The sequence below is a fragment of the Lentzea sp. HUAS12 genome, assembly GCF_024125735.1.
Lineage (GTDB): Bacteria > Actinomycetota > Actinomycetes > Mycobacteriales > Pseudonocardiaceae > Lentzea > Lentzea albida.
Genome location: NZ_CP099738.1, coordinates 1,527,536 through 1,548,111, shown reverse-complemented (window position 1 = coordinate 1,548,111; position 20,576 = coordinate 1,527,536). Strand labels below are relative to the sequence as shown.

17 protein-coding genes are annotated in these 20,576 nt (G+C 71.1%); 12 read left to right on the top strand and 5 right to left on the bottom strand.

Annotation, left to right across the window (positions count from 1 at the left end; all coding sequences use genetic code 11):
• Positions 1–119 precede the first annotated feature (119 nt).
• From ND450_RS06855 to ND450_RS06840, 4 genes are all read left to right on the top strand, one after another.
• Positions 120–965 carry a peptidoglycan-binding protein gene (locus ND450_RS06855; protein WP_253325315.1) on the top strand — a complete coding sequence of 282 codons (846 nt, stop codon included), beginning with the start codon at positions 120–122 and terminating at the stop codon, positions 963–965.
• 132 nt (positions 966–1,097) lie between these two features.
• Positions 1,098–2,012 carry an NAD(P)/FAD-dependent oxidoreductase gene (locus ND450_RS06850; protein ID WP_253325314.1) on the top strand — a complete coding sequence of 305 codons (915 nt, stop codon included), beginning with the start codon at positions 1,098–1,100 and terminating at the stop codon, positions 2,010–2,012.
• A gap of 268 nt (positions 2,013–2,280) precedes the next feature.
• The gene (locus tag ND450_RS06845; protein WP_253325313.1) at positions 2,281–3,429 is read left to right on the top strand and encodes a zinc-dependent alcohol dehydrogenase; all 1,149 of its coding nucleotides are present in this window, start codon (positions 2,281–2,283) and stop codon (positions 3,427–3,429) included.
• Positions 3,430–3,443: 14 nt separating this feature from the next.
• Positions 3,444–4,013, top strand: a complete 570-nt coding sequence (locus ND450_RS06840; RefSeq protein ID WP_253325312.1) for a hypothetical protein — start codon at positions 3,444–3,446, stop codon at positions 4,011–4,013.
• Here ND450_RS06840 and ND450_RS06835 read toward each other — a convergent pair.
• Complete coding sequence (locus ND450_RS06835) at positions 3,979–5,058, bottom strand: GlxA family transcriptional regulator (protein WP_253325311.1); 1,080 nt, start codon at positions 5,056–5,058, stop codon at positions 3,979–3,981. The two genes, ND450_RS06840 and ND450_RS06835, sit on opposite strands and share 35 nt — an antisense overlap.
• A 70-nt stretch (positions 5,059–5,128) precedes the next feature.
• Between ND450_RS06835 and ND450_RS06830 the strand changes: the two genes are divergently transcribed.
• Positions 5,129–5,815, top strand: coding sequence for a DJ-1/PfpI family protein (locus ND450_RS06830; RefSeq protein ID WP_253325310.1), 687 nt, complete (start codon positions 5,129–5,131; stop codon positions 5,813–5,815).
• A gap of 129 nt (positions 5,816–5,944) precedes the next feature.
• Here ND450_RS06830 and ND450_RS06825 read toward each other — a convergent pair whose 3' ends face one another.
• From ND450_RS06825 to ND450_RS06815, 3 genes are read right to left on the bottom strand one after another with little or no spacing between them, the layout of a single operon-like run.
• The gene (locus ND450_RS06825; protein ID WP_253325309.1) at positions 5,945–6,415 is read right to left on the bottom strand and encodes an SRPBCC family protein; all 471 of its coding nucleotides are present in this window, start codon (positions 6,413–6,415) and stop codon (positions 5,945–5,947) included.
• The gene (locus tag ND450_RS06820) at positions 6,412–8,160 is read right to left on the bottom strand and encodes a prolyl oligopeptidase family serine peptidase (RefSeq protein WP_253325308.1); all 1,749 of its coding nucleotides are present in this window, start codon (positions 8,158–8,160) and stop codon (positions 6,412–6,414) included. The genes ND450_RS06825 and ND450_RS06820 overlap by 4 nt, the downstream gene beginning before the upstream one ends.
• Positions 8,161–8,165: 5 nt before the next feature.
• A complete protein-coding gene (locus tag ND450_RS06815; protein ID WP_253325307.1) occupies positions 8,166–9,887 on the bottom strand; it encodes a DUF885 family protein in 1,722 nt (573 codons plus the stop codon).
• 141 nt (positions 9,888–10,028) lie between these two features.
• Between ND450_RS06815 and hisC the strand changes: the two genes are divergently transcribed.
• Entirely contained in the window at positions 10,029–11,096 is a 1,068-nt protein-coding gene (gene hisC, locus ND450_RS06810; protein WP_253325306.1) for a histidinol-phosphate transaminase, read from the top strand.
• A gap of 16 nt (positions 11,097–11,112) precedes the next feature.
• Here hisC and ND450_RS06805 read toward each other — a convergent pair whose 3' ends face one another.
• Positions 11,113–13,341: a DPP IV N-terminal domain-containing protein gene (locus ND450_RS06805; RefSeq protein ID WP_253325305.1), complete on the bottom strand. Its 2,229-nt coding sequence runs from the start codon at positions 13,339–13,341 to the stop codon at positions 11,113–11,115.
• A 267-nt stretch (positions 13,342–13,608) separates the two neighbouring features.
• On the opposite strand from ND450_RS06805, the gene ND450_RS06800 reads away from it, so the two are divergent.
• From ND450_RS06800 to ND450_RS06775, 6 genes are all read left to right on the top strand, one after another.
• Positions 13,609–15,009 carry a serine hydrolase gene (locus tag ND450_RS06800; RefSeq protein WP_253325304.1) on the top strand — a complete coding sequence of 467 codons (1,401 nt, stop codon included), beginning with the start codon at positions 13,609–13,611 and terminating at the stop codon, positions 15,007–15,009.
• A gap of 320 nt (positions 15,010–15,329) precedes the next feature.
• Positions 15,330–16,316, top strand: coding sequence for a 3-oxoacyl-ACP synthase III family protein (locus ND450_RS06795; RefSeq protein ID WP_253325303.1), 987 nt, complete (start codon positions 15,330–15,332; stop codon positions 16,314–16,316).
• The gene (locus ND450_RS06790) at positions 16,313–17,062 is read left to right on the top strand and encodes a glycosyltransferase family 2 protein (protein WP_253325302.1); all 750 of its coding nucleotides are present in this window, start codon (positions 16,313–16,315) and stop codon (positions 17,060–17,062) included. Before ND450_RS06795 ends, ND450_RS06790 begins: the two co-directional genes overlap by 4 nt.
• Positions 17,059–18,195: a cytochrome P450 gene (locus ND450_RS06785; protein WP_253325301.1), complete on the top strand. Its 1,137-nt coding sequence runs from the start codon at positions 17,059–17,061 to the stop codon at positions 18,193–18,195. Before ND450_RS06790 ends, ND450_RS06785 begins: the two co-directional genes overlap by 4 nt.
• On the top strand, positions 18,188–19,690 hold the full coding sequence (locus tag ND450_RS06780) for a class I adenylate-forming enzyme family protein (protein ID WP_253325300.1): 1,503 nt from the start codon (positions 18,188–18,190) through the stop codon (positions 19,688–19,690). The genes ND450_RS06785 and ND450_RS06780 overlap by 8 nt, the downstream gene beginning before the upstream one ends.
• Positions 19,690–20,571: an NAD(P)-dependent oxidoreductase gene (locus tag ND450_RS06775; RefSeq protein WP_253325299.1), complete on the top strand. Its 882-nt coding sequence runs from the start codon at positions 19,690–19,692 to the stop codon at positions 20,569–20,571. The genes ND450_RS06780 and ND450_RS06775 overlap by 1 nt, the downstream gene beginning before the upstream one ends.
• Positions 20,572–20,576: the final 5 nt, after the last annotated feature.

Genomic DNA, 20,576 nt, shown 5'->3' with positions numbered 1-20,576 from the left:
CGGGAGCCGGCGCGACCGTCGTGTCAGAGCTTTGTCAGCGTGATGTCCGAGCCTTGTCCAGGACACCGCGCTCGCGTTGTCCCATCGCGCAACGAGCTCGACCGAACGGAAAAGACCGCATGAAGCCAAAATTGAAGACCCGGAGCGGCACCGCGGCGCTGGCGGCCTTCGCCGTCCTGGGCTGCCTGACGTCGAGCACGACGCAGGCTTCGGCCGCAGCGCTGCCGGTCGTCAACATGGAAGCCACCGTCCTGGCCGCCCAGATCGATCCCCGGCGCGCGGACGACACGCTGACCCCCGGCGCCAAGGACTCCGTGCTGGCCGTCGAACGGGCCCTCCAGGCGCGCAACCTGCTGGACGCCCGCTGGGTCGACGGTTACTTCGGCACCACGACCATCACGGCGTACGCGGCCTACCAGCGTTCGCTCGGCTACACCGGGCTGGCCGCGAACGGGCTGCCCGGCGCGAGTTCGCTGGCCTCGCTCGGGCAGAACCGGTTCACCGTCTCGCACGTGCTCAAGCCGGGCTCGAAGGTGCAGCGTGACGGGTACGTCGTCAACACCCGCACCCAGGCGATGCTGACCGAGGCCGAACGCCTGCTGGGACGTCGCCTCGTGCTGTCGCAGGGTTCGTACAACCCCGGCGGCGACCCGACCTCCGCCGGCACCCACGACGGCGGCGGCGCCCTGGACATCAACGTCGACGGCATGTCCGCCACCACCCGCACCGCCGCCGCCCGTGCGCTGCGCCAGGTCGGCTTCGCCGCCTGGGTCCGCAGCCCGTCCCAGGGCGACTGGCCGTGGCACATCCACGCCGTGGCGATCAACGACACCGACCAGGCCACCCAGGCCCAGAACCAGGTCGGTGACTACTACCTCGGCTTCAACGGCCTCGCCAACCACCGCCCCGACGACGGGCCCCGGATCCCGATCCGGACCTGGGAGGACTACCGGCGCACGTCCTGACCGGTAGCCCGGACAGCTGCCACGTCGGACAGACCGAACTCGGTGGCCTGGTTCCTCGATCAGGCTCACCGAGGTTCCGGCGACGGCCGGCGCGGCGCCGCCGTCCTGTGACCTCACCACGCGGCACTTAATGTGTCCTTCGTGGACGTAGTCGTGGTCGGGGCAGGCATAGCGGGTCTCTCGTGCGCACGTGCGCTGTCAGAAGGAGGAGCACGGGTACGCGTCCTCGAACGTGGCCGTGTCGTGGGCGGGCGGCTGGCCAGCCGGCGCATCAACGGCCGGTACGCGGACATCGGTGCCGCCTACCTGGTCGCCGACGATCCGGCGTTCGTCGCGCAGACCGAGTCCTGGCAGGCGCGGGGCCTCGCCCGTCCCTGGACCGACACCCTGCGGGTCTACCCCGCGGGCACGGACGCGCGCGGTCCCGTGCGCTGGGCCGCACCCGGCGGACTGCGCAGCCTCGCCACCGACCTCGCCGACGGACTCGACGTCCGCCTCTCCACACCGGTCGACTCCGTCGAATCCATCGCACAGGACGCGGACGCGGTGGTGCTGGCCATGCCGGGACCCCAGGCCCTGAAACTGTCCCCGCCGCCGGCGATCGCCTCCGCCGCCGCCTCGCAGAGCTGGCGGCCGGTGATCGCCGCGGTCCTCACCTACCCGGCCCGCTCGTGGAACGGACTACGCGGCGCGTTCGTCAACGACCACCCGGTGCTCGCCACCGTGTGCGACGACGGCGACCGCCGCGGCGACGCCGCACCGGTCCTCGTCGCCCACTCCACCCCCGAACTGGCCTCCGAACACCTGGACGCACCCGCCGAGGCCGGTCCGATCCTCGCCTCGGCCGTGGGAGTACTGCTCGACATAGCCGCCTCGCCGCAGATCGAGACGCACCGGTGGACCTACGCCCAGCCGGAGAAGGGGTTCGAGGTCCCGTACGCGAGGGACGGCCAGGTGTGGCTGTGCGGCGACGCGTTCGGGCGTCCGCGCGTGCAGACGGCCTGGCTCTCCGGCCGCGCCGTGGCGAGGGCCCTGCTCGGCGGGTGAGCCGCGGCCACGGTCGCGTGGCCCACCGCCAGGCCCGCACCAGGAGCTCGCCCTCGCCTGGGGACGGCGGGGCGACGATCGGCAGGCTTCCGACGGCGACACCGGTCTCGGAGTGGATCACGCCGAGGGTCTCCGGCGTCGACCACGACCGACGTTCGCCCGCGCGCAGCGGGTTATCCCCTCGGACAGCGGGTACCTGCCGGTTTCGCGAGTGGCCCGCCGTTGCGTCCGTCGGCGTCCCACCGAAGAGACGGTCGAAGGAGACGCCATGCGTGCGATGGTCTACCGCGGTCCTTACAAGATCCGGGTGGAGGAGAAGCCCCCGCCGGTCGTCGAGCACCCCAACGACGCGATCGTGCGAGTCTCGATGGCTGCGATCTGCGGCTCCGACCTGCACCTCTACCACGGCATGATGCCCGACACGCGTGTGGGCATGACGTTCGGGCACGAGTTCATCGGCGTGGTCGAGGAGGTCGGGTCCTCGGTGCGCAACCTCGTGCCCGGCGACCGAGTGATGGTGCCGTTCAACATCTTCTGCGGCACGTGCTGGTTCTGCGCGCGTGGGCTGTATTCCAACTGCCACAACGTCAATCCCAACGCGACGGCCGTCGGCGGCATCTACGGCTACTCCCACACCTGTGGCGGCTACGACGGCGGCCAGGCCGAGTACGTCCGGGTGCCGTTCGCGGACGTGGGGCCGACCGTCATTCCGGAGTGGATGGAGGACGAGGACGCCGTCCTGCTCACCGACGCGCTGGCCACCGGCTACTTCGGGGCGCAGCTCGGCGACATCGTCGAGGGTGACGTGGTGGTGGTCTTCGGCGCCGGGCCGGTCGGCCTGTTCGCGGCGAAGTCGGCCTGGCTGATGGGCGCCGGCCGCGTCATCGTCGTCGACCACCTCGAGTACCGCCTGGCCAAGGCCCGCGCGTTCGCGCACGCCGAGACCGTCAACTTCACCGAGTGCGACGACATCGTGGTGCACATGAAGAAGACCACCGATTTCCTCGGCGCGGACGTCGCGATCGACGCCGTGGGCGCGGAGGCGGACGGCAACTTCACCCAGCACGTCGCTTCGGCCAAGCTGAAGCTCCAGGGCGGCTCCCCTGTGGCGCTCAACTGGGCCATCGACTCGGTCCGCAAGGGCGCCACGATCTCGGTGGTGGGCGCCTACGGCCCGATGTTCAGCGCGGTGAAGTTCGGCGACGCCATGAACAAGGGGCTGACGCTGCGGATGAACCAGTGCCACGTGAAGCGGCAGTGGCCGCGGCTGTTCGAGCACGTCCGCAACGGCTACCTCAAGCCCAGCGACATCGTCACCCACCGCATCCCGCTGGAACACATCGCCGAGGGCTACCACATGTTCTCGGCCAAGCTCGACGGCTGCATCAAGCCGCTGATCGTGCCCAACGCCGCCTGAAGGAGACGACCGCCATGACCTACACGTCGGACAAGCCGCCGCTGGCCGAGTCCACCGACCAGCTGCGGGCCCGCATCCCGGGCTGGGGCGCGGACCTCGACCCGAAGGACCGCCCGTCCGTGCCGAAGCTGCGGTGGCAGGAGGACCGGACCGGCGCGCACTGGGAGTTCCCGGACCGCCAGCCGGAGAAGTGGCCGCGGGAACGCTCGATCGAGCACAAGTTCCTCACCCCCGTCTTCGGCACCACCTGCCCGCCCCGAGGGGCGTCCGGGAAGATCCGGCGGCTCGCCTACCGGAAGTACAGCGAGGGGCGGGCCGCGCACTGGCTGCTGCTGCTCGCCGCCGACCGGGTGGACGCGTGGGAGAGCCACCTGAGCTCGTTCCTGACGGCCCGGCCGGACAACCCCGTCACCGAGACCGGGGTGCTCAGCGAGTTCTCCCGGCACGGCGCCTCCTCCCGCCTCGGCCAGAAGCGTGCCGACGTCAAGCACCAGGTCCTGGACCCGGTCATCGTGGCCGGCCCGTGGGTGCTGGCCGTCGCCGTCGTGGTCACGCTCGTGCGGAAGCTGCTCCGCCGCTCGTAGGCGAGCCCGGAAGTACCCGGCGTGCGGGCGGCTGGGCCGCGCTGCCCGATCGCGCCGGTGCGCCGCCGACCAGATCGTCGGCGGTGCGAGACGAGAAGGTGCGGCGGTAGTCGGTCGGGGTGGTTCCCGTCGCGACCCGGAAGTGGTGGCGGAAGTTCGCCGGGGTTCCCAGCCCGCACGCCTGGCCGATGTGGTCGATGCCGGCGTCGGTCGTCTCGAGCAGTTCGCGGGCACGGCTGACCCGGGCCGCCGTGAGCCACTTCATCGGGCTGATCCCGAGCTGCTCGGTGAACATCCGGGCGAACGTGCGCTCGGCGACCGCGGCGTGCCTGGCCAGCTCGGCGACCGTCAGCGGGGTGTCGAGGCGGTGCAGGGCCCACTCCAGGGTCGCGCTCAGCCCGGTGCGGTTCGGTGGCGCGGGCGGGCGGGTCACGTACTGCGCCTGGCCGCCCTCGCGGTGGGGAGCGGCCACCATCACGCGGGCGATCGACGTCGCCGTGGCCGCGCCGCAGTCCCGGCGCAGGAGGTTCAGGCAGAGGTCGATGCCGCTGGCCACCCCGGCCGAGGTGAGCAGGGAGCCGTTGTCGACGTAGAGCGCGCCGGGGTCGACCTGGATGCGCGGATGCCGGCGGGCCAGCTCATCGGTGAGCAGCCAGTGGGTGGTCGCGCGCAGGCCGTCGAGCAGGCCGGTGGAGGCCAGGGCGAACGCGCCCGTGCAGATGGTGGCGATCCGCGCACCCCGGGAGTGCGCCTCGCGCAGCGCTTCCCGCACGTCCGGGGTGGCGTCCGGCGGGGTGCCCAGCTCCGAGTTCCCGTAGGCCGGCACGATCACCGTGTCCGCCGTGACCACCTCGTCGAGGCCGTGGGGCGCGGTGAGCGACCAGCCGTGGAGAGTCTCGACCGGCCCGGCGGACCGTCCGCACAGGATGACGTCGTAGCGGCTGTCGTGGAGACCGAAGGTCTGGAACGGCATGCCGACCTCCATCGGCTGCACACCGCCGAGGGCGAGCACCGCGACGCGATGCCGCCGGGACGAACCGGTCATGGCGGAATCCTATCGAACAGGGGCATTCCTGCTACTCGTCGCGGCGGGGCGGGGCCCGAAGGATGGGGGCATGACAGACACGCTGCCCTACCGCATCACCGTGCTCCTCTTCGACGGCGTCGAGGAGCTGGACTTCACCGGCCCGTGGGAGACGCTCCGGATCTGGCAGACGGTGGCGACCCGTCCGGTGAGCGTGCGCACGGCCAGCCTCGACGGTGCGCCCGTGCGCTGCGCGCTGGGGTTGACGGTCACCCCGGACGGCGGGATCGACGACGAGCCCCTGCCCGACCTCGTCGTCCACCCCGGCGGCGCGGGCGTCGAAGCGCTTTGCGCAGACCAGGCCCACCTCGCCCGCATGCGAGCCCTCGCCGAGCACGGCACGATCATGACCTCGGTCTGCAACGGTGCGATGGTCTACGCCGCGGCCGGGCTGCTCGACGGCCGGGCCGCCACCTCCCACTGGCTCGTCCTGGACGAACTGGCCGAGAAGCACCCGGAGGTCGAGGTCGTCCGCGACCGGCGCTGGGTGGACGCCGGCCCGGTGGTGACCAGCGCGGGCATCACCGCCGGCATCGACATGGCGCTGCACCTGATCGACCGGCTGGAGAACACCGACACGGCCCGGGCGGTGGCCGGCGTGCTCGAGCACCCGTGGGACCCGCGTGTGGACCTCGTCGCGGCGACCAGCCCAGAGATCCGCCAGCACACGCTCACCACCATCGTCCCGCGGATGCAGGCGGCCCGCAGGGCGGGTTGATCGGCCTCGGACGGCGGTTCAGGAGCGCGTTGTCGGCGGTGGCTGCGGGCGGTGTGCACGTGCGTGATCAACCGCCCGCTGCCGGACGCACCCCGCAACGCGCGAAGGTCAACGAACCGATCGTCGTCATCACCCGGAAAGCGGGTCCTGTCCCTCGATGAACTCCTTGAGGTGCACCAGTCCCTGGTCCATCACCTGCTGGGCGCCCGCGAGCAACTCCTGCGCCGACCGGCCGGGCGGCAGCAGGGCGCCGCGGGTGTAGACGTCGTAGGCGACCACCGTGCCGTCACCGGCCGGGGTCAGTTCCCAGGTCGCGAACCCGATGAAGGAGCCGTCCAGCCCGTCGAGGCGGATCGTGCGGCGCTGCTCCGCGACCAGTTCGACGTTCTCGACGTAGTAGAGCGGCACGTCGAGGGCTTCCGGTGCCGCCACGTGGAACCGGCCACCCAGACCGGCCGCGTCACCGCTGAGGTGCACGAGTCGCTGACCGCGGCGCCATCCGCCCACGTCGACGACGTGCGGCCAGATCGTCGCCGCGCCGGCCTCCACCCGCACCTTGCTGTGGGTCAGGAAGTCGATGGTCTCGAGGGTCTCGGTCATGCGGAACCTCCCTTGTGGACCGCGCCGGGGTGGCGCAGGCCGGTCTGATTCATGAGGAAGGACAGCCACTCCGCCGTGTAGGTGGCCGCCTGTGCCGGGTCGAGTGCGACGTGGCCGGTGTGGCGCCACACGCGCAGGTGGATCGGTCGTCCGCCGGCGTCGGCCTCGCGCAGGCGGGCCGTGAACTTGCGGCCGTGGAAGGGCCGGCAGGCCGGGTCGCTCTCGCCGAACACCTGGTAGACGGCGGGATGGGCGATTCCGGGCTCGATGTTGTGGTACGGCGACCAGGCGAAGGTCGTTCTGGCGTCCTCGGGGTCGTCGACGTCGCCGTAGTCCTCGTGCACGACGGCGCGCATCATCGACGCCTCCGGGGTGTCCGGGAAGGCCTCCATCAGGTCCAGCAACGGGGAGACCGGGGCGACGGCCCGCCAGAGGTGCGGTTGCCGCACGGCCGCGACCCCGGCGAGCAGGCCACCGTTGCTCTCGCCCTGGAAGGCCAGGTGGTCGGGTGAGGACACGCCCTCGTCGATCAACGCCTGTGCCACAGCGGCCAGGTCGTCGAACACGTTCTGCTTGTTCGCCAGGCGTCCGGCGTCGTGCCAGGCGCGGCCGTACTCTCCGCCGCCGCGCAGGGACGCCTGCACGAAGATCCCACCCGCCTCGATGAACGGGACGTACTCGCCCGGGAACCGCGGCAGCAGTGAGAGGTTGAACCCACCGTAGGCGTGCACCAGGCACGGCAACGGGTTCCCGCGGTCGAGATCAGCGCGCCGCACCAGGAAGTACGGCACGCGCGTGCCGTCGCGGCCGGTCGCGAAGCCGCGCTCCACCACCACGCCGGACAGCTCGGCAGCGGGCGGCCGGGCGCGCACGAGCTCGCCGGTCTCCGGGTCGTGCCACATCAGGGCGGGCGCCTGGGTGAAGGTCGTGTGGGTGAAGGCGAAGGCCTCGGTCGGCCGGATGCAGCGGCTGATCATCATGCTGGGCAGGTCGCACGGCCCTGGCAACGGCAGCACCGCGGCGGAGCCACCGTCCAGATCGGCCATCCGGACCCGCTGGGAGACGTCGACCAGGTCGCCGACGTACAGGCGTCCCCCGACAACACCCGCCCAGTTGAGGAAGCCATCGCCCTCCGGGACCAGAGTCCGCCAGGTCGTGAGGTCCTGGGAGGTCGCGACCGGAATCGCCTCGACCTGCCCGCGCGACCCGTCCCAGGTGACCCGTGCGACGTAGGTGTCGTCGTCCAGCCACGACCCGTCGCACTCCCCCGTCCACCCGTCGGGCAGGAACGGGCTCAGCGTCAGCGTCCCTAGGTCGAGCAGGCCGAGTGCGACGTGCTCGTGCGGCTCGCTCACCAGCAACGCTCGCCGGCCGTCGGGCGAGATCTGCGCCGTCAGCGCGGGGTGCGACACTGCGACCTGCTCGGCGGGCAGCACGAGTTCGGGCCGTGTGGCGGTGCCGGGAGCCACCGGGTGGAAGCGCAGCCGGTGCAGGCCGTCCGGTGTGCGGTCGGCCATCCAGAAGCCGCTCTCGTCGGGCAGCCACCCGGGTTGTGCGTGGATGTGGGGCGCCGGCGGAGTGGAGAACAGCGGCTTGCCCGAGACCACCTCGTAGACGATCCACGGACCGACCGTGTCACCGTCCAGCATGACCGCCCCCGCCACGTACGTCCCCCGCGGCGACGGGACCGCGTCGAACAGCGACCTGAGGCTCACGCCCTCCCGCGAGGCGATCGCTGTGGCCATGTCGATCACCCGCTGCGGCCCGACCTCCGGTCCGGCACCGGTGAGGCTGAGCGCCCGGCGATGTAGGCGGCGACGTTGCGTTCCACGGCCGTCAGCGGCAGCGTTCCCGATCCGAGCACGACCTCGTGGAACTCGCGCACGTCGAACGCGGCGCCGAGTTCCTGTTCCGCCTCGCGACGCAACTGCCAGAACTTCGTCGCTCCCAGCCGGTACCCGAGACATTGGCCGGGCATGTCCGTGGCGTACCGAAGGGTCTCGGACGCGACCTGAGCCGGAGATTCCATGGTCATCGACGCCATGTACTCGCGCGCCTTCTCGAGCGGCCAGCCCATCAGGTTCAGGCCGGTGTCGACGACCAGGCGCTGGGCGACGAACCGCTGGTGCACACAGGCGCCGTACGCGTCCCAAGGATCGTCGTACGCACCCATCTCGAACCCGAGCGAGGCGGCGTACTCGGCCCAGCCCTCGGTGTACGCGCCGAACTCCGCCGGTGCCGCCTGAGCCTGCAGCGGGTGCAGGCCGGTGTCCTCGGCCTGGCGAGCGAGGTGGAAGTGGTGGCCGGGAACCAGTTCGTGCAGGATCAGCGCGGCAGCGGAGATCTGCGCGCGGGAGTCCAGCCCTGATCCGTTGAACCGGTAGCTGCCCACGACGTTCGAGGCGACGGGCGGCTCGTAGTAGCCGTACGACATCCCGGCTTCGAGCGCCGCGTCCAGCCGCTGCACGCCGTACTCTGCCTTCGGCAGGACGCTGAACCACTCCCCGATCCGCGGCTCGATCGCCGAGATGTGCCTGCGGTAGGTGCTCGCGACGGACTCGGCGTCCGGTGCGTGGAAGCGGTCATCCGCCTGCAGCACCGCGCGGTACGCGGCCTCGTCACCGGTGAACCCGGCAGCCCGGCGGATGTCCGCCAGCTGCTCGGTCAGCTGCGCCACCTGCTCCAGGCCCAGCTCGTGGACCCGCTCAGGCGAGATGTCATAGGTCGCGTACTGCCGCACGAGCGCGCGGTAAGCATCTTCGCCGCCGGCGTACTGGTGGAGTCCTACCCCCTCAATGGCGCGTTCGGCGCCAGGACCGGTCAGGTGGTCCAGCAGCCGGTCGAACGCGGGAAGCACCTCCCCGTCGACGATGCGTTCGACGTCGTCGCGGAGGTTGCCCCGCGTCGCCGCTCCGAGACCGGTCGCACGGGCCTCGTCCACCCGGAGGTAGTCGGCCGCGGCCGCGCGGTGCGCGCGAATCGTGGCCAGGAAACCCGGCAGTGCCGGACGCGGCAACGCGATCCCGTTCTCGGCCTGCGCGACCAGCTTGCCGCGGGCGGCGTCGAGGGTCTTCGCGAAGTCGTCGACCAGCGAGAGGTAGCGGGAGACGTCTCCCCCGTCCGCGAAGGTGAACGGCTCGAACACCTGCTGCCGGTACAACGACCACGGATAGGTCTGGTAGGGCGCGACCGGGAAGGTCCACCAGTAGTCGTTGTCGGCGCGCGCCAGCTTGCGGGCGTACTCCCCGACGACGACGGCGAGATCGGAGTCCTTTTCGGACAGTGCGGAGATCTCCGCGAGGAGCCGCCGCCCGAACGCGGCGTCGTCCTGCGCCTCCTCCGGAGTCCCGTGCGGGAGCCGTGTGACCGGATCGCCGGCCCGCTGCGCGAGGTAGGGATCACCCGCTCGGAGATGCGACCAGAGACGGTCGGCAAGAGCCCGCAGCGCGATCGAGTCAGTTGATTCCGGCATCGGACCAAACTATCCACGGGGGCAGCACCGAGGAATCGACTTGTGTCGCGTGGCCGGGGAACAAGTTGCGACCGATGTCCACTCCGAACTCGTTCGAAGGCGTCGACGATGACGGCAACGTGTACTGCGAGGAGTGGCGACATGAGCGTGCGAACCCGTGCTGACCTGGCGTCCCTGCCGTCCTACGTGCCTGGCAGGAGCATCCCCGGCGCCATCAAGCTCGCGAGCAACGAGGTCTCCGCCGGACCTCTGCCCAGCGTCGTCGAGGCCATCGCCGAGGCGGCCACCGGCATCAACAGGTACCCCGACTCGGGCTCGGTCGAACTCACGAACCGGCTGTCGGACAAGCTCGGCGTGCCCGCGGACCACATCGCCGTCGGCTGCGGCTCGGTAATGCTGTGCCAGCAGCTCGTCCAGGCCACCTGCGGCGAGAACGACGAGGTCCTGTTCGCGTGGAGGTCCTTCGAGGCCTACCCGATCGTCACGCACGTCTCCGGCGCCCGGCAGATCCGCGTGCCGCTGACCGACGAGCACACCCACGACCTCGACGCGATGCTCGCCGCGATCACCCCGAACACGCGGATGCTGTTCGTCTGCAACCCCAACAACCCGACCGGCACCGCGCTGCGCACCGAGCAGATCGAGGCGTTCATCGCCCGCGTGCCCCGCGACGTGCTCGTCGTGCTCGACGAGGCCTACAAGGAGTTCGTCGACGACGCCCACGTCCCCGACGGCGTCGAGCTCGCCAAGCAGCAGTGGGCGGCCGGGCACACCAACGTCGCCGTGCTGCGCACCTTCTCCAAGGCCTACGGCCTCGCCGGCCTGCGCGTGGGCTACGCGGTCGCGCCGCCGGTCGTCGCGGACGTGCTGCGCAAGGTCTACGTGCCGTTCTCGGTCAACGCGCTCGCGCAGGTCGCCGCCATCGCCTCGCTCGACGCCGAGGACGAGCTGATGGTCCGCTGCCGCGCGATCGTCGCCGAACGCACCCGCGTGCGCGGCGAACTCCTCGCGATGGGCTACGACGTCCCCGAGACCCAGGCGAACTTCGTGTGGCTGCCCCTGGGCGAGCGCACCGGCGCGTTCAACGCCCACTGCCTGGACCACAAGGTCGTCGTGCGCGCGTTCGTCGACGAGGGCGCCCGCGTCACCATCGGCGAACCCGACGAGAACGACGCCTTCCTGGCCGCCGCCCGCGCGTTCACCCCCTGAGAACCACTGCGACGAACTACTGCGACGTCTTCACGAGGTGGGTGCGGAAGAAGTCGCTGACCTTGCGCCAGTAGTAGCTGTTGTGCGCGGCGTCGTAGCTGTGCGGCTGTCCCGGCAGGACCACGAACTCGTGCTGCTTCCGTGCTCGGATGAGGGCTTCGCTCATGGTGACGTTGTTGGACCAGGTGGAGTGGTCGATGGTCCCGCACAGGAGCATGAACTCCGCCGACATGCGTTCGGCGAGGGGGTAGACCGCGGCGTCGCGGTAGGCGTCGGCGTCGGTCTGGGGGAATCCGAGGTAGCACTCGTACAACACCGACGAGTACGGGTCGAAGCCCGAAGCGGACGACACGGCGGCGGTGTAGACGTCAGGTCGTTCGGCGGCGAGCCGGAACGCGGAGTAGCCGCCCCAGCTGTGCCCGATGACTCCGACCGGCGCCTCGGACAGGAAGGAGTGCCGTGCCTTCAGCTGCTCGACCACGGTGGCGTGGTCGGGTACCAGTGCACCGGCCCAGTCGCGGTGCACGACGTCGTGGAAGGCCTTCGACCGCTCCGGGGTGCCTCGGCCGTCGACGACGAACGTCACGAACCCGAGTTGCGCCAACGCCTGTGCCCTCGGGGTGAACACGTCGTGGAAGGCGCGCGGGACGACCGCGATCTGCGGACCGCCGTAGACGTACTCGACGAGCGGATAGGTCCTGGCCTCGTCGAAGTCGGCCGGGAAGAACATCGTTCCCCACAGCTCGGTCCTCCCGTCCGCGGCGGTGGCGGTGAACTCGCGAGGCGGCGTCCACTCCAGACGCGACACGTCCGCTGTGGACAGCTCGCACAGCAGCGCTCCGTCGTTGCGCCGGAGCACGCTGCGCGGTGCCTCGGCCGGAGTCGACCAGGTGTCCACGAACACGGCACCGTCCGGCGAGAACATCACCGAGTGCTTCCCCGCGTGCTCGGTCAGGTGCTCCACCTCCCCGCCGACCAGTGGAACCCGCGCCAGGTGGAGGTCGTAGGGACGGGCCTGGTCGAGGTGCGCCGTGAAGTACACGTGCTCACCGTCGATCCGGCACGCGTAGTCCACCGGCCAGTCCCCGTCGGTGAGCTGACCGACCAGGTTGCCGTCCAGGTCGTACTGGTAGAGGTGCTTCCAGCCGGACCGCTCCGACAGCCACAGCAACCGGGTGCCGTCCGGCGTGAGGAACAGGCCGATCTTCTTGCCGAAGTAGACGTCGTGGTGGATGCGCAGGAAGGTGTCGCCTTCCTCGACGAACAACGACCGCGTGGCACCGGTCCTCGCATCGGCGAGCAGCACCTCGGCCCGGCGGCAGTCGCGGCTCAGCACGAAGACCACCAGCGCGGTGCCGTCGGGCAACCAGGCCGCGTGCACCGGATAGGTGTCGGTGGTGTCGCCGAGGTCCAGCTCCACCGGCGCACCGCCGTGCACGTCCAGTACGTGCAGCGTGGTGCGTTCGAGCTTTCCGCCAGCCAGCGGGTCGTAGCGGAGGACCACCTCGGCCTCGCGCTTGAGCTGGTGGACCTGGGGGTTCTGGTACACGCCCCGGTTGTCGACGCGGTGAACGGCGAGACGTGACCCGTCCGGCGACCAGTTGCACACCGGGAAGGCCATGCCCAGCATGGCCATCGACGGGTCCACCAGGTCGAACCGGTACTCGTGCTCGGGTGTGCCGTCCGCGGTCAGCGGCACGGACCGCCCGTCCGCGGCGGAGCGCAGCACGACGTTGCCGCCCTCGGTCGACACGAACAGGTCGCCGTCCGGCGACACCAGTTCCCGGACCTTCATCGGGTCGACCATCGGCAGCGTGCGCAGGAACTCCCGCGGCGTCCGGCGGACGCTGTCCGCGAATCCCGTGTGGACGTCGACCGCCCGCTCCTCGGGCACCTTGCGGACGTCACCGGTGTCGAGGTCGAGGGTCACCCGATCCCGCCCGACCACGCCCAGGAGCGTGCGCGGCCCGGTGAAGGCGATGTGGTCGAACGGCAGGCCACGCCCGGCCGGAGACCTCCCGGTGGCCTTCTGGACCTCCTCGCGCAGCACCTGCACGTCGGCGACGAGCGGGGTGCTCTCCCCCGACTCCAGGTCGACGAGGCGGCCGGTGCGCTCCTCCGCGGTGCCGTCGAGGAACGCGAGCGACCTCCCGTCCGGTGACCAGGCGGGAAGGATCGTCCCCCCGGTGACGAGCCCGTCCAGGCCCCCGATGAACCGGTCGAAGCCGGCGTGTCCGGTGCTCATCGAACCTCGATCCTCACTTGTGGACTGATCATGTGATCACGCTTCGCCGAGCAGGTCGTTCATCGTTTCGGGCGTTCGGCTGGGCAGTTCCGGCAACCTACTGCCGACCCGGACACGTTCGGCATCGACATCCGTCGCCAGTTCACCCGCACCGCGATCCACACTTGTCGTGCGAAAGATCCGATCGACACCTGTCGAATCCGGACAGGGAGCAATGCGAAGGTTTGCGCCTGCGACGACCCGTGCCCCCGTGGCAGTGTCCGTCGCATGATGACGTCAGATGAACTCCAGGTGAGGCTGGCGGAACTCGCCGCCACCACCCTCGTGCCGGGTGCCGCGGTCGCGATCCTCCGCGGCGAGGAGACGGTCAGCGCCGTGACGGGTACCGCGAACATGAACACCGGTGCGCCCGTCGTGCCGGACACCCTGTTCGCTTCCGGCTCGATCTGCAAGGTCTTCACCGCGTCGCTGATCATGACGCTGGTGGACGACGGGCTCGTCGAGCTCGACGCTCCGGTCCAGCGCTACCTGCCGGACTTCACCCTCGCGGATCCGGCCAAGTCGGCGGCCGTCACCGTGCGGATGCTGCTCAGCCACACGGCAGGGCTACCCGGCAACTTCTTCCCCGACGACCCGGCGGGACCGGACGTCATCGAGAAGTTCCTGCAGCGGCTCAAGGCCCTGCCCTTCCCCGGCACACCGGGCAAGCAGTGGAGCTACAGCAACCCGGGCATGGCCACGCTGGGACGCATCGCCGAGGTCCTCACGAAGCAGACCTACGACGACGCACTCGATCAGCGCGTCCTGCGCCCGCTCGGTCTCAACGCCACGACGTACGCGGACCGCATGATCATGGGCTCGACGGCGATCGGCCACATGGTCGACCCGGCCACGGGTGACGTGACGCCGGCGCCGCTGCTGCGCAAGTGGTTCGGCAACGCTCCCGCGGGATCGACGCTCTGGCTCGACGTGGCCGCCCTGATCGGGCTCGCGCGGCTGCACCTCGACGGCGGTCTTGCCGCTGATGGGCGCCGCGTGCTGTCGGCGGAGTCGGTGGCGGCGATGCAGACACCGCAGACCGAGATCTGGGGCGGCTTCCCCTACCCCCGCTGGGGGCTGGGATGGGGGATCGTCGACGTCGGCGACCGGCGGCTGGTGGCGCACGCCGGTGGCAACATCGGCATGCAGTCCACGCTGTGGGTGATCCCCGACCAGCACGCCGCGGTCGCGGTCCTGACCAACAGCAACACCGGATACGGCCTGCACTCGGTGCTTTCCGCCGAGATCCTGGAGCAGGAGTTCGGCCTGGAGCTGCCGACTCCACAGTCTCCGCCCGACGTCCCCGAGCCCGTGGATCCCTCGTTGTACGTCGGCCGGTACGAAGCAGTGGAGGGCCGCCTCGTGATCACAAGTGACGCGAACGGAGGCCTGTACGTGCAGATCGAGCCGGAGCCTTCCCAGGTGGAGGTGGGCCGGCTGCTGGGAGGCCCGCAGGAGCCCGTGCGTTTCCCGATGACGTGCGTCGATGCCGAGCGATCCCGGTTCCTGGTGGCCGCGGGACCGGAGGGATCGCCCGTGGCGTCGATGCCCGTGGAGTTCTACGAGGCGGATTCCGCGGGTCGTCCCAGGCTGGCACGTCTGTTCTACCTCGCCGAGCGGGTCGGATAGCCCCTGGACTCCTGCTCGGCCAGATCAGCCGATCGTGGACGAATAACAGGACGTTGACCAGCACGATTCCGGCGATCAGCGCCAGCCCGAGGACGTACACCCCCACGAGCAGCGCGACCGCGACGACAGCGCGCATCACTTCTCCCCCAGGGCCGCCCCCTGCGGCAGGAGAAGTGTGCACGATGGACGGTCCTGCCGGGCAGCACGCCCTGGGAGTCGCGCATCACAGGCACCGGCGCCACCGCCGACTGATCATCCGAGTAGTTCTACCGACGTCGCTGCGAGCCACCGCATATAACGTGCACGCAGGAGGTGCGGGAGTGAGTACACGGTTGGCCGGTGTGGCGGTGCACCTGCCCGAGACGCGGCTGAGCACGGACGAGGTGGAGCGGCGGTTGGGACCGTTCACCCCGCCGCCCGGGCTCATAGGCCGGTTGACCGGCATCCGGTCGCGGCACGTGATGCGCGAGGACGAGCAGGCATCCGACCTGGCGGTCGCGGCGGCGCGGAAGTTGCTGGCGGACACCGGGTCCGAGCCGGCGGACGTCGACCTGCTCCTGTTCGCCTCCGCCAGTCAGGACATGGTGGAGCCGGCGACCGCCCACATCGTCGCGGCGAAGCTCGAGCTGCGCTGCCCCGTGATGGACGTCAAGAACGCGTGCAACAGCGTGCTCAACGCGATCGAGGTCGCCGACGCCTTGATCTCGACGGGTCGTTACCGCACGGTTCTGATCGCGAGCGGGGAGTCACCGTCGCGGGCTGTGCGCTGGGACGTGGCGGACGCAGCGCAGTTCCGGCGTGCCTTTCCCGGGTACACGCTGTCCGACGCGGGTGCGGCCGTGCTGCTCACCGCCGGTGATGCCGGCGTGCTGGGCAGTGCGTTCACCGCGGACTCGACGTGGTGGGACGTCGGCACCCTCCCCGGCGGTGGTTCCCGGCATCCGCGCGATCCGGAGTTCACCTACTTCGACATGGACGGTCCGCGGCTCAAGGACGCGTTCCTGCACCTGGGCCGCGACGTCCTCGACGACACGCTCCGCGGGCTCGATCTGACGTGGGACGACTTCGCGGTGGCCTGCGTGCACCAGGTGTCGTTGCCCTACCTGGAGATCTTCGCCGATCGCGCGGGCGTGCCGCGCGACAAGCTCGTGGTGACGCTGGCCGAGCACGGCAACGTGGCGTCCGCGAGCCTGCCCCTGCAACTGGTCACCGCGCAGCGCATGGGCCGTTGCGGTCCCGGCGACCTCGTCGCGCTGGTGGGCCTGGCCGGCGGAGTGAGCCTCGGACTCGTGGTGGTGCGGCTGTGAGCCTGTGGGTGGTCGTGCCGGCCTACAACGAGGAACGCTCCATCGTCGCGACGCTGAGATCCCTTGCGGCGCAGGAGGACCAGGACTTCACGCTGGTCGTGGTGGACAACGGCTCGACCGATTCCACTGTGGATGTGGTGCGGCGGTTCCACGGGGAGAATCCTGGGCTGCGGCTGGAAGTCGTGCACGAGCCGCAGAAGGGCACCGGCGCGGCGGCGGACACCGGGATGCGCCACGCCGTCGCCCGCGGGGCGCGGTGGCTGGCGCGCACGGATGCCGACTGCCTGCCGGCGCCGGACTGGACGGCTCGGATCAAGGCCGCGCTGGGTGGCGGGCTTCGACTGGTGTCAGGACAGCTCCTGCCGCGCAAGGACGAAGGGGTTCCGGCCGTCACGCGGTGGCTGCTCGTCGGCGCCGTCGAGGTCGCGTCGCTGTTCGGCAAGGTGAGGTCCGGCAACAGGGATCCGCGCTACCTGGGTCCGTACGTGATGACGCCCGGCTGCAACATGGCGATCACGGCCGAGTTGTACGTGCTCGCCGGTGGGTTCCCGCGGTCGAAGATCGAGGACCTGCACGAGGACCGCGCCCTGGTGAACGCGGTTCGCCTGCACACCAGGGCGTACGGGCGGAGGCGGGACGTGGTCGTGCACGGCTCGTCGCGGCGGGCGCGGGCGTGGGGGTTGCGCAGAACGCTCGCCTGGTACGCCGACCACCGCTACCGGCCGGACGTCGTGGACATCCGATGAGCTGGGAGCTGAAGCTCCAACTGGCCGCGCACCCGGTCGCCTACCCCTTGGTCCGCGCCGTCGGCCGCATCGCGCCGGTGGTCCGCGTACCGCGGGTGGGGGTCGTGGTCAGCGACGCCGCTCTCGCGAAGGAAGTGCTCAACGACCCGGCGCACTTCACCAAGACCGGGCCGGGGTCACCCGCGGACCTGTGGACACCTGTGGTGGGCCCGACGGTGTTGCTGAACATGGAGGGCGCGGCGCACGGCGAGCTCCGGCGCAAGCTGTCCGGGCTGTTCACACCCCGCAGCGTGTCCGAGCTGTGCGGGACGGTCCTCGACGCACCGCTGGAGGAGCTGCGGGGTGCTCTGAGGTCCGGCCGCCCGGTCGACCTGGTGGCCGTCGTGCGGCGACTGGTGGGTGCGGTGATCTGCGGGCTGGTCGGACTGGAGGCGTCGCAGGCGGTGGCGGCGCACGTGGCGGGAACCGCGATCACCTCGGCGATCCGGCTGGGCCGCCGGTCGCTGACGCCCGCGCAGGTGCTGCGGTGCCGGGAGTCGCTGGGTGTGCTCACCCGGCCGGCCGCGCGGGCGTGGGCCGACGGCGACCCGGCGACCGTGCCGGGCCGGATGCGGCAGCTCGGGCTGACCGAGGAGGAGGCACTCGGCGCGGTGGCCGCGTTCGTGCTCACGGGGACCGAGACGCTGGTGTCGTACGTCCCGCGGCTGGTGGCGTTGCTGCACGACTTCGGCTGGCTGGACCGGCTGGCGGCGGACAGGAGCCGGGTCGACGACGCGGTCGCCGAGGCGCTGCGGGTGACCGTGCCCTCGCCGGTGATGCTGCGCAGCGTCGCCGCGGACACCCGGATCGGCCGGGTGCCGGTGCGGGCGGGCGACCGGGTGGTGATCGCGACGATCTCGGCGGCCACCGCGCTGGGGTCGTTCGATCCGGAGCGTCCGCACCCGCCGGAGATCAGGCAGCTGTGGTTCGGCGCGGGACCGCACTTCTGCCTGGGAATGCCGTTGGCACAAGCGGAGATCCGCGCGGTGCTCGGCGCCGTGCTCGACGCGACTCCCCTGTCCGTTGTGGACCGGAGCGTCGCCCGACGGGTGCTGATCCCCTCCTACTCGAGACTGGTGGTGCGCAGTGGCTGACGACCTGCTGATCGGGGTGCTGCAGGCGGCCGGGCGCCACAGCCGGCGCCCCGCGCTGACCGACGGACGCGGGAGGACGACGACCTACGGCGAGCTGGCCGACCGCGTGCTCGGCACCGCGCACCGGTTGCGCTCCCGGGGCTTCTCACCTGGAAGCCGGATGCTGTTCTCGGTGCGACCGGGGCCCGACGCGATCGTCCTGGCCCTCGGAACCGTCGCGGCCGGCGGCACGGTGGTGTTCGTCGACCCCGGCGGCGGGCAGGAGCTCTTCACGAAGCGCACCGAGCTGGCAGGACCGGCGTGGGTGGCGGCCGAGTCCCTGCTGTACGCGGCGAGCGCACCCGGCCCGGTGCGCGCCCTGGCTCGTCGCAGGGGCGTGCTCCTCCCGGACTACACGTCCTTGCCGGTGCGGTACATCAGGTCCGGGCCGTGGCTGCCCGGTGTGCCGCTGCGCTCGGTGTCCACCCGGAGGCTCGCGAAACCGGTCGCCGACGCGCCGGTGCCCGATCCCCGGCCGGACCAGGACGCCGTGGTCGTGTTCACCTCGGGCACCACGGCGGAGCCCAAAGCCGTTGTGCACACCAGGGGTTCGCTCGCGGCCGCGCTGACCGTGCTGGCGACGCGGTGCGAACTCGACCAGGACTCCCGAGTCCACACCGACCAGATGATGCTGGGACTTCCCGCGCTCATCGCGGGTGCGCACTGGTCCATGCCGCCCTACGGGTTCGCACCCGCCGCGGAGCCCACCGCGCTCGCGGCCGGCCTGGAGGGCGCCACCCACACGTTCCTGGTGCCCTCCGACCTGGCCGCCATCCTCGACAGCGGGGTGACGCTGCCGCGGTCGCTGCGCCAGGTGTTGCTGGGGTCCGCACCCGTCCTGCCACCTCTGCTGCGACGTGCGCGAGCCGCGCTGCCGGAGGTCGAACTGCTCGCCGTGTACGGCATGACCGAGATCCTCCCGGTGGCGATCGCGACCGCCGAGGAGAAGCTCGCACACGACGGCGACCTCCTCGGCCGGCCGCTGCCGGGCGTGCGGGCACGCGTCGCCGAGGACGGAGAACTGGTGGTGTCCGGGCCCAACCTGTGCCGCGGTTATCTGGGATCGCCACCGTTGACCGAGCACGCCACCGGCGACCTGGCCCGGCTCGAGGGCGACCTGATCGTGCTCACCGGCCGGAAGAAGGACATGATCCTGCGCGGGGGCACCAACGTGTACCCCGGCCTGTACGAACCGGCCATCACCCGCCTGCCGGGAGTGGCGGACGCCGTCATGATCGGCGTGCCGGACGAGATCGGCGACGAGCGGATCGTGCTGGCTCTCGTGCCCACCCCGGACGCGGGCCCCGAATTGGCCGCGCGGGTCCGGGCCTCGCTGCCGGACCTGATCGACGTCTACGCGCTGCCCGACGAGGTCGTGGTCCTGCCGGAGCTGCCGTTGTCGGGCCGCACCAGGAAGATCGACCGGTCCGCCCTCCGCACGACACTGGCTCTCTGATGCGGCTCGCGGTGACGGGGGCGACCGGCTTCGTGGGCGGGGCGGTGTGCCGTGCCGCCGAAGCACGCGGCTGGCAGGTGCACGCCTACGGGTCGCGTTCGTGGGACATCACGACGGGCCCGCTGACCGATCCGCCGGTCGTCGACGCGGTGGTGCACTGCGCCGCCGCCGTGACCGACTGGGGCTCGCCCGCGGAGATCCGGCGGGTGAACGTCTCCGGCACGCGGAACGTCCTGGAGACCTTCCCCGAGGCGCGGTTCGTGCACATGTCGTCGGCGAGCGTGTACGACCCGTTCCGGCCGACCACCTCGGCGGTCGAGTCCACCGCCCCGGTGAGTCGCTACCTCACCGCCTACGGTGCGACGAAGGCCGAAGCCGAAGGAGTGGTGCTGGCACGTCCGAACAGCGTCGTCCTCCGCCCCCATGCCGTGTACGGCCCCGGCGACCCGACTCTGCTCCCGCGGGTTCTGAGCGCGATCCGCGGCCGGACCTTGTTCCTCGTGGGCGACGGGCAGGCGCCGCAGTCGCTCACGTCGATCGGCAACCTGGCACAGGCCGGCCTGCTGGCCTGCACCGGCCGGCCCGGCGTCTACAACGTGGCGGACTCTGCGCCGGTCGTACTGGAAAGCGCGCTGCGGGACCTCCTGCGGGAACGCGGCCTGGACGTCCGGATCCGCCACCTCCCCCTGGGACTCGCCTGGTCCCTGGCAGCGGTGGCCGAACCTGTCTGGCGACTGGCGGGTCGAGCGACGCCTCCCCGCCTGACCCGGTACGCCATCAGCCACCTCGCTCACGAGCGCACTCTGGACATCACGGCGGCCCGGACGCACCTCGGGTACAGGCCCGCACCGACGTCTTTCGCCGGTGCGGCAACCTGGTGAGCCGC

Excerpts from the sequence above, each read along its gene's own strand:
- ND450_RS06820 (WP_253325308.1), bottom strand. The coding sequence starts at position 8,160 with ATGGCCACAGCGATCGCCTCGCGGGAGGGCGTGAGCCTCAGGTCGCTG.
- ND450_RS06825 (WP_253325309.1), bottom strand. The coding sequence starts at position 6,415 with ATGACCGAGACCCTCGAGACCATCGACTTCCTGACCCACAGCAAGGTG.
- ND450_RS06835 (WP_253325311.1), bottom strand. The coding sequence starts at position 5,058 with ATGACCGGTTCGTCCCGGCGGCATCGCGTCGCGGTGCTCGCCCTCGGC.
- ND450_RS06805 (WP_253325305.1), bottom strand. The coding sequence starts at position 13,341 with ATGAGCACCGGACACGCCGGCTTCGACCGGTTCATCGGGGGCCTGGAC.
- hisC (WP_253325306.1), top strand. The coding sequence starts at position 10,029 with ATGAGCGTGCGAACCCGTGCTGACCTGGCGTCCCTGCCGTCCTACGTG.
- ND450_RS06840 (WP_253325312.1), top strand. The coding sequence starts at position 3,444 with ATGACCTACACGTCGGACAAGCCGCCGCTGGCCGAGTCCACCGACCAG.
- ND450_RS06855 (WP_253325315.1), top strand. The coding sequence starts at position 120 with ATGAAGCCAAAATTGAAGACCCGGAGCGGCACCGCGGCGCTGGCGGCC.
- ND450_RS06775 (WP_253325299.1), top strand. The coding sequence starts at position 19,690 with ATGCGGCTCGCGGTGACGGGGGCGACCGGCTTCGTGGGCGGGGCGGTG.
- ND450_RS06830 (WP_253325310.1), top strand. The coding sequence starts at position 5,129 with ATGACAGACACGCTGCCCTACCGCATCACCGTGCTCCTCTTCGACGGC.
- ND450_RS06800 (WP_253325304.1), top strand. The coding sequence starts at position 13,609 with ATGATGACGTCAGATGAACTCCAGGTGAGGCTGGCGGAACTCGCCGCC.
- ND450_RS06785 (WP_253325301.1), top strand. The coding sequence starts at position 17,059 with ATGAGCTGGGAGCTGAAGCTCCAACTGGCCGCGCACCCGGTCGCCTAC.
- ND450_RS06815 (WP_253325307.1), bottom strand. The coding sequence starts at position 9,887 with ATGCCGGAATCAACTGACTCGATCGCGCTGCGGGCTCTTGCCGACCGT.
- ND450_RS06845 (WP_253325313.1), top strand. The coding sequence starts at position 2,281 with ATGCGTGCGATGGTCTACCGCGGTCCTTACAAGATCCGGGTGGAGGAG.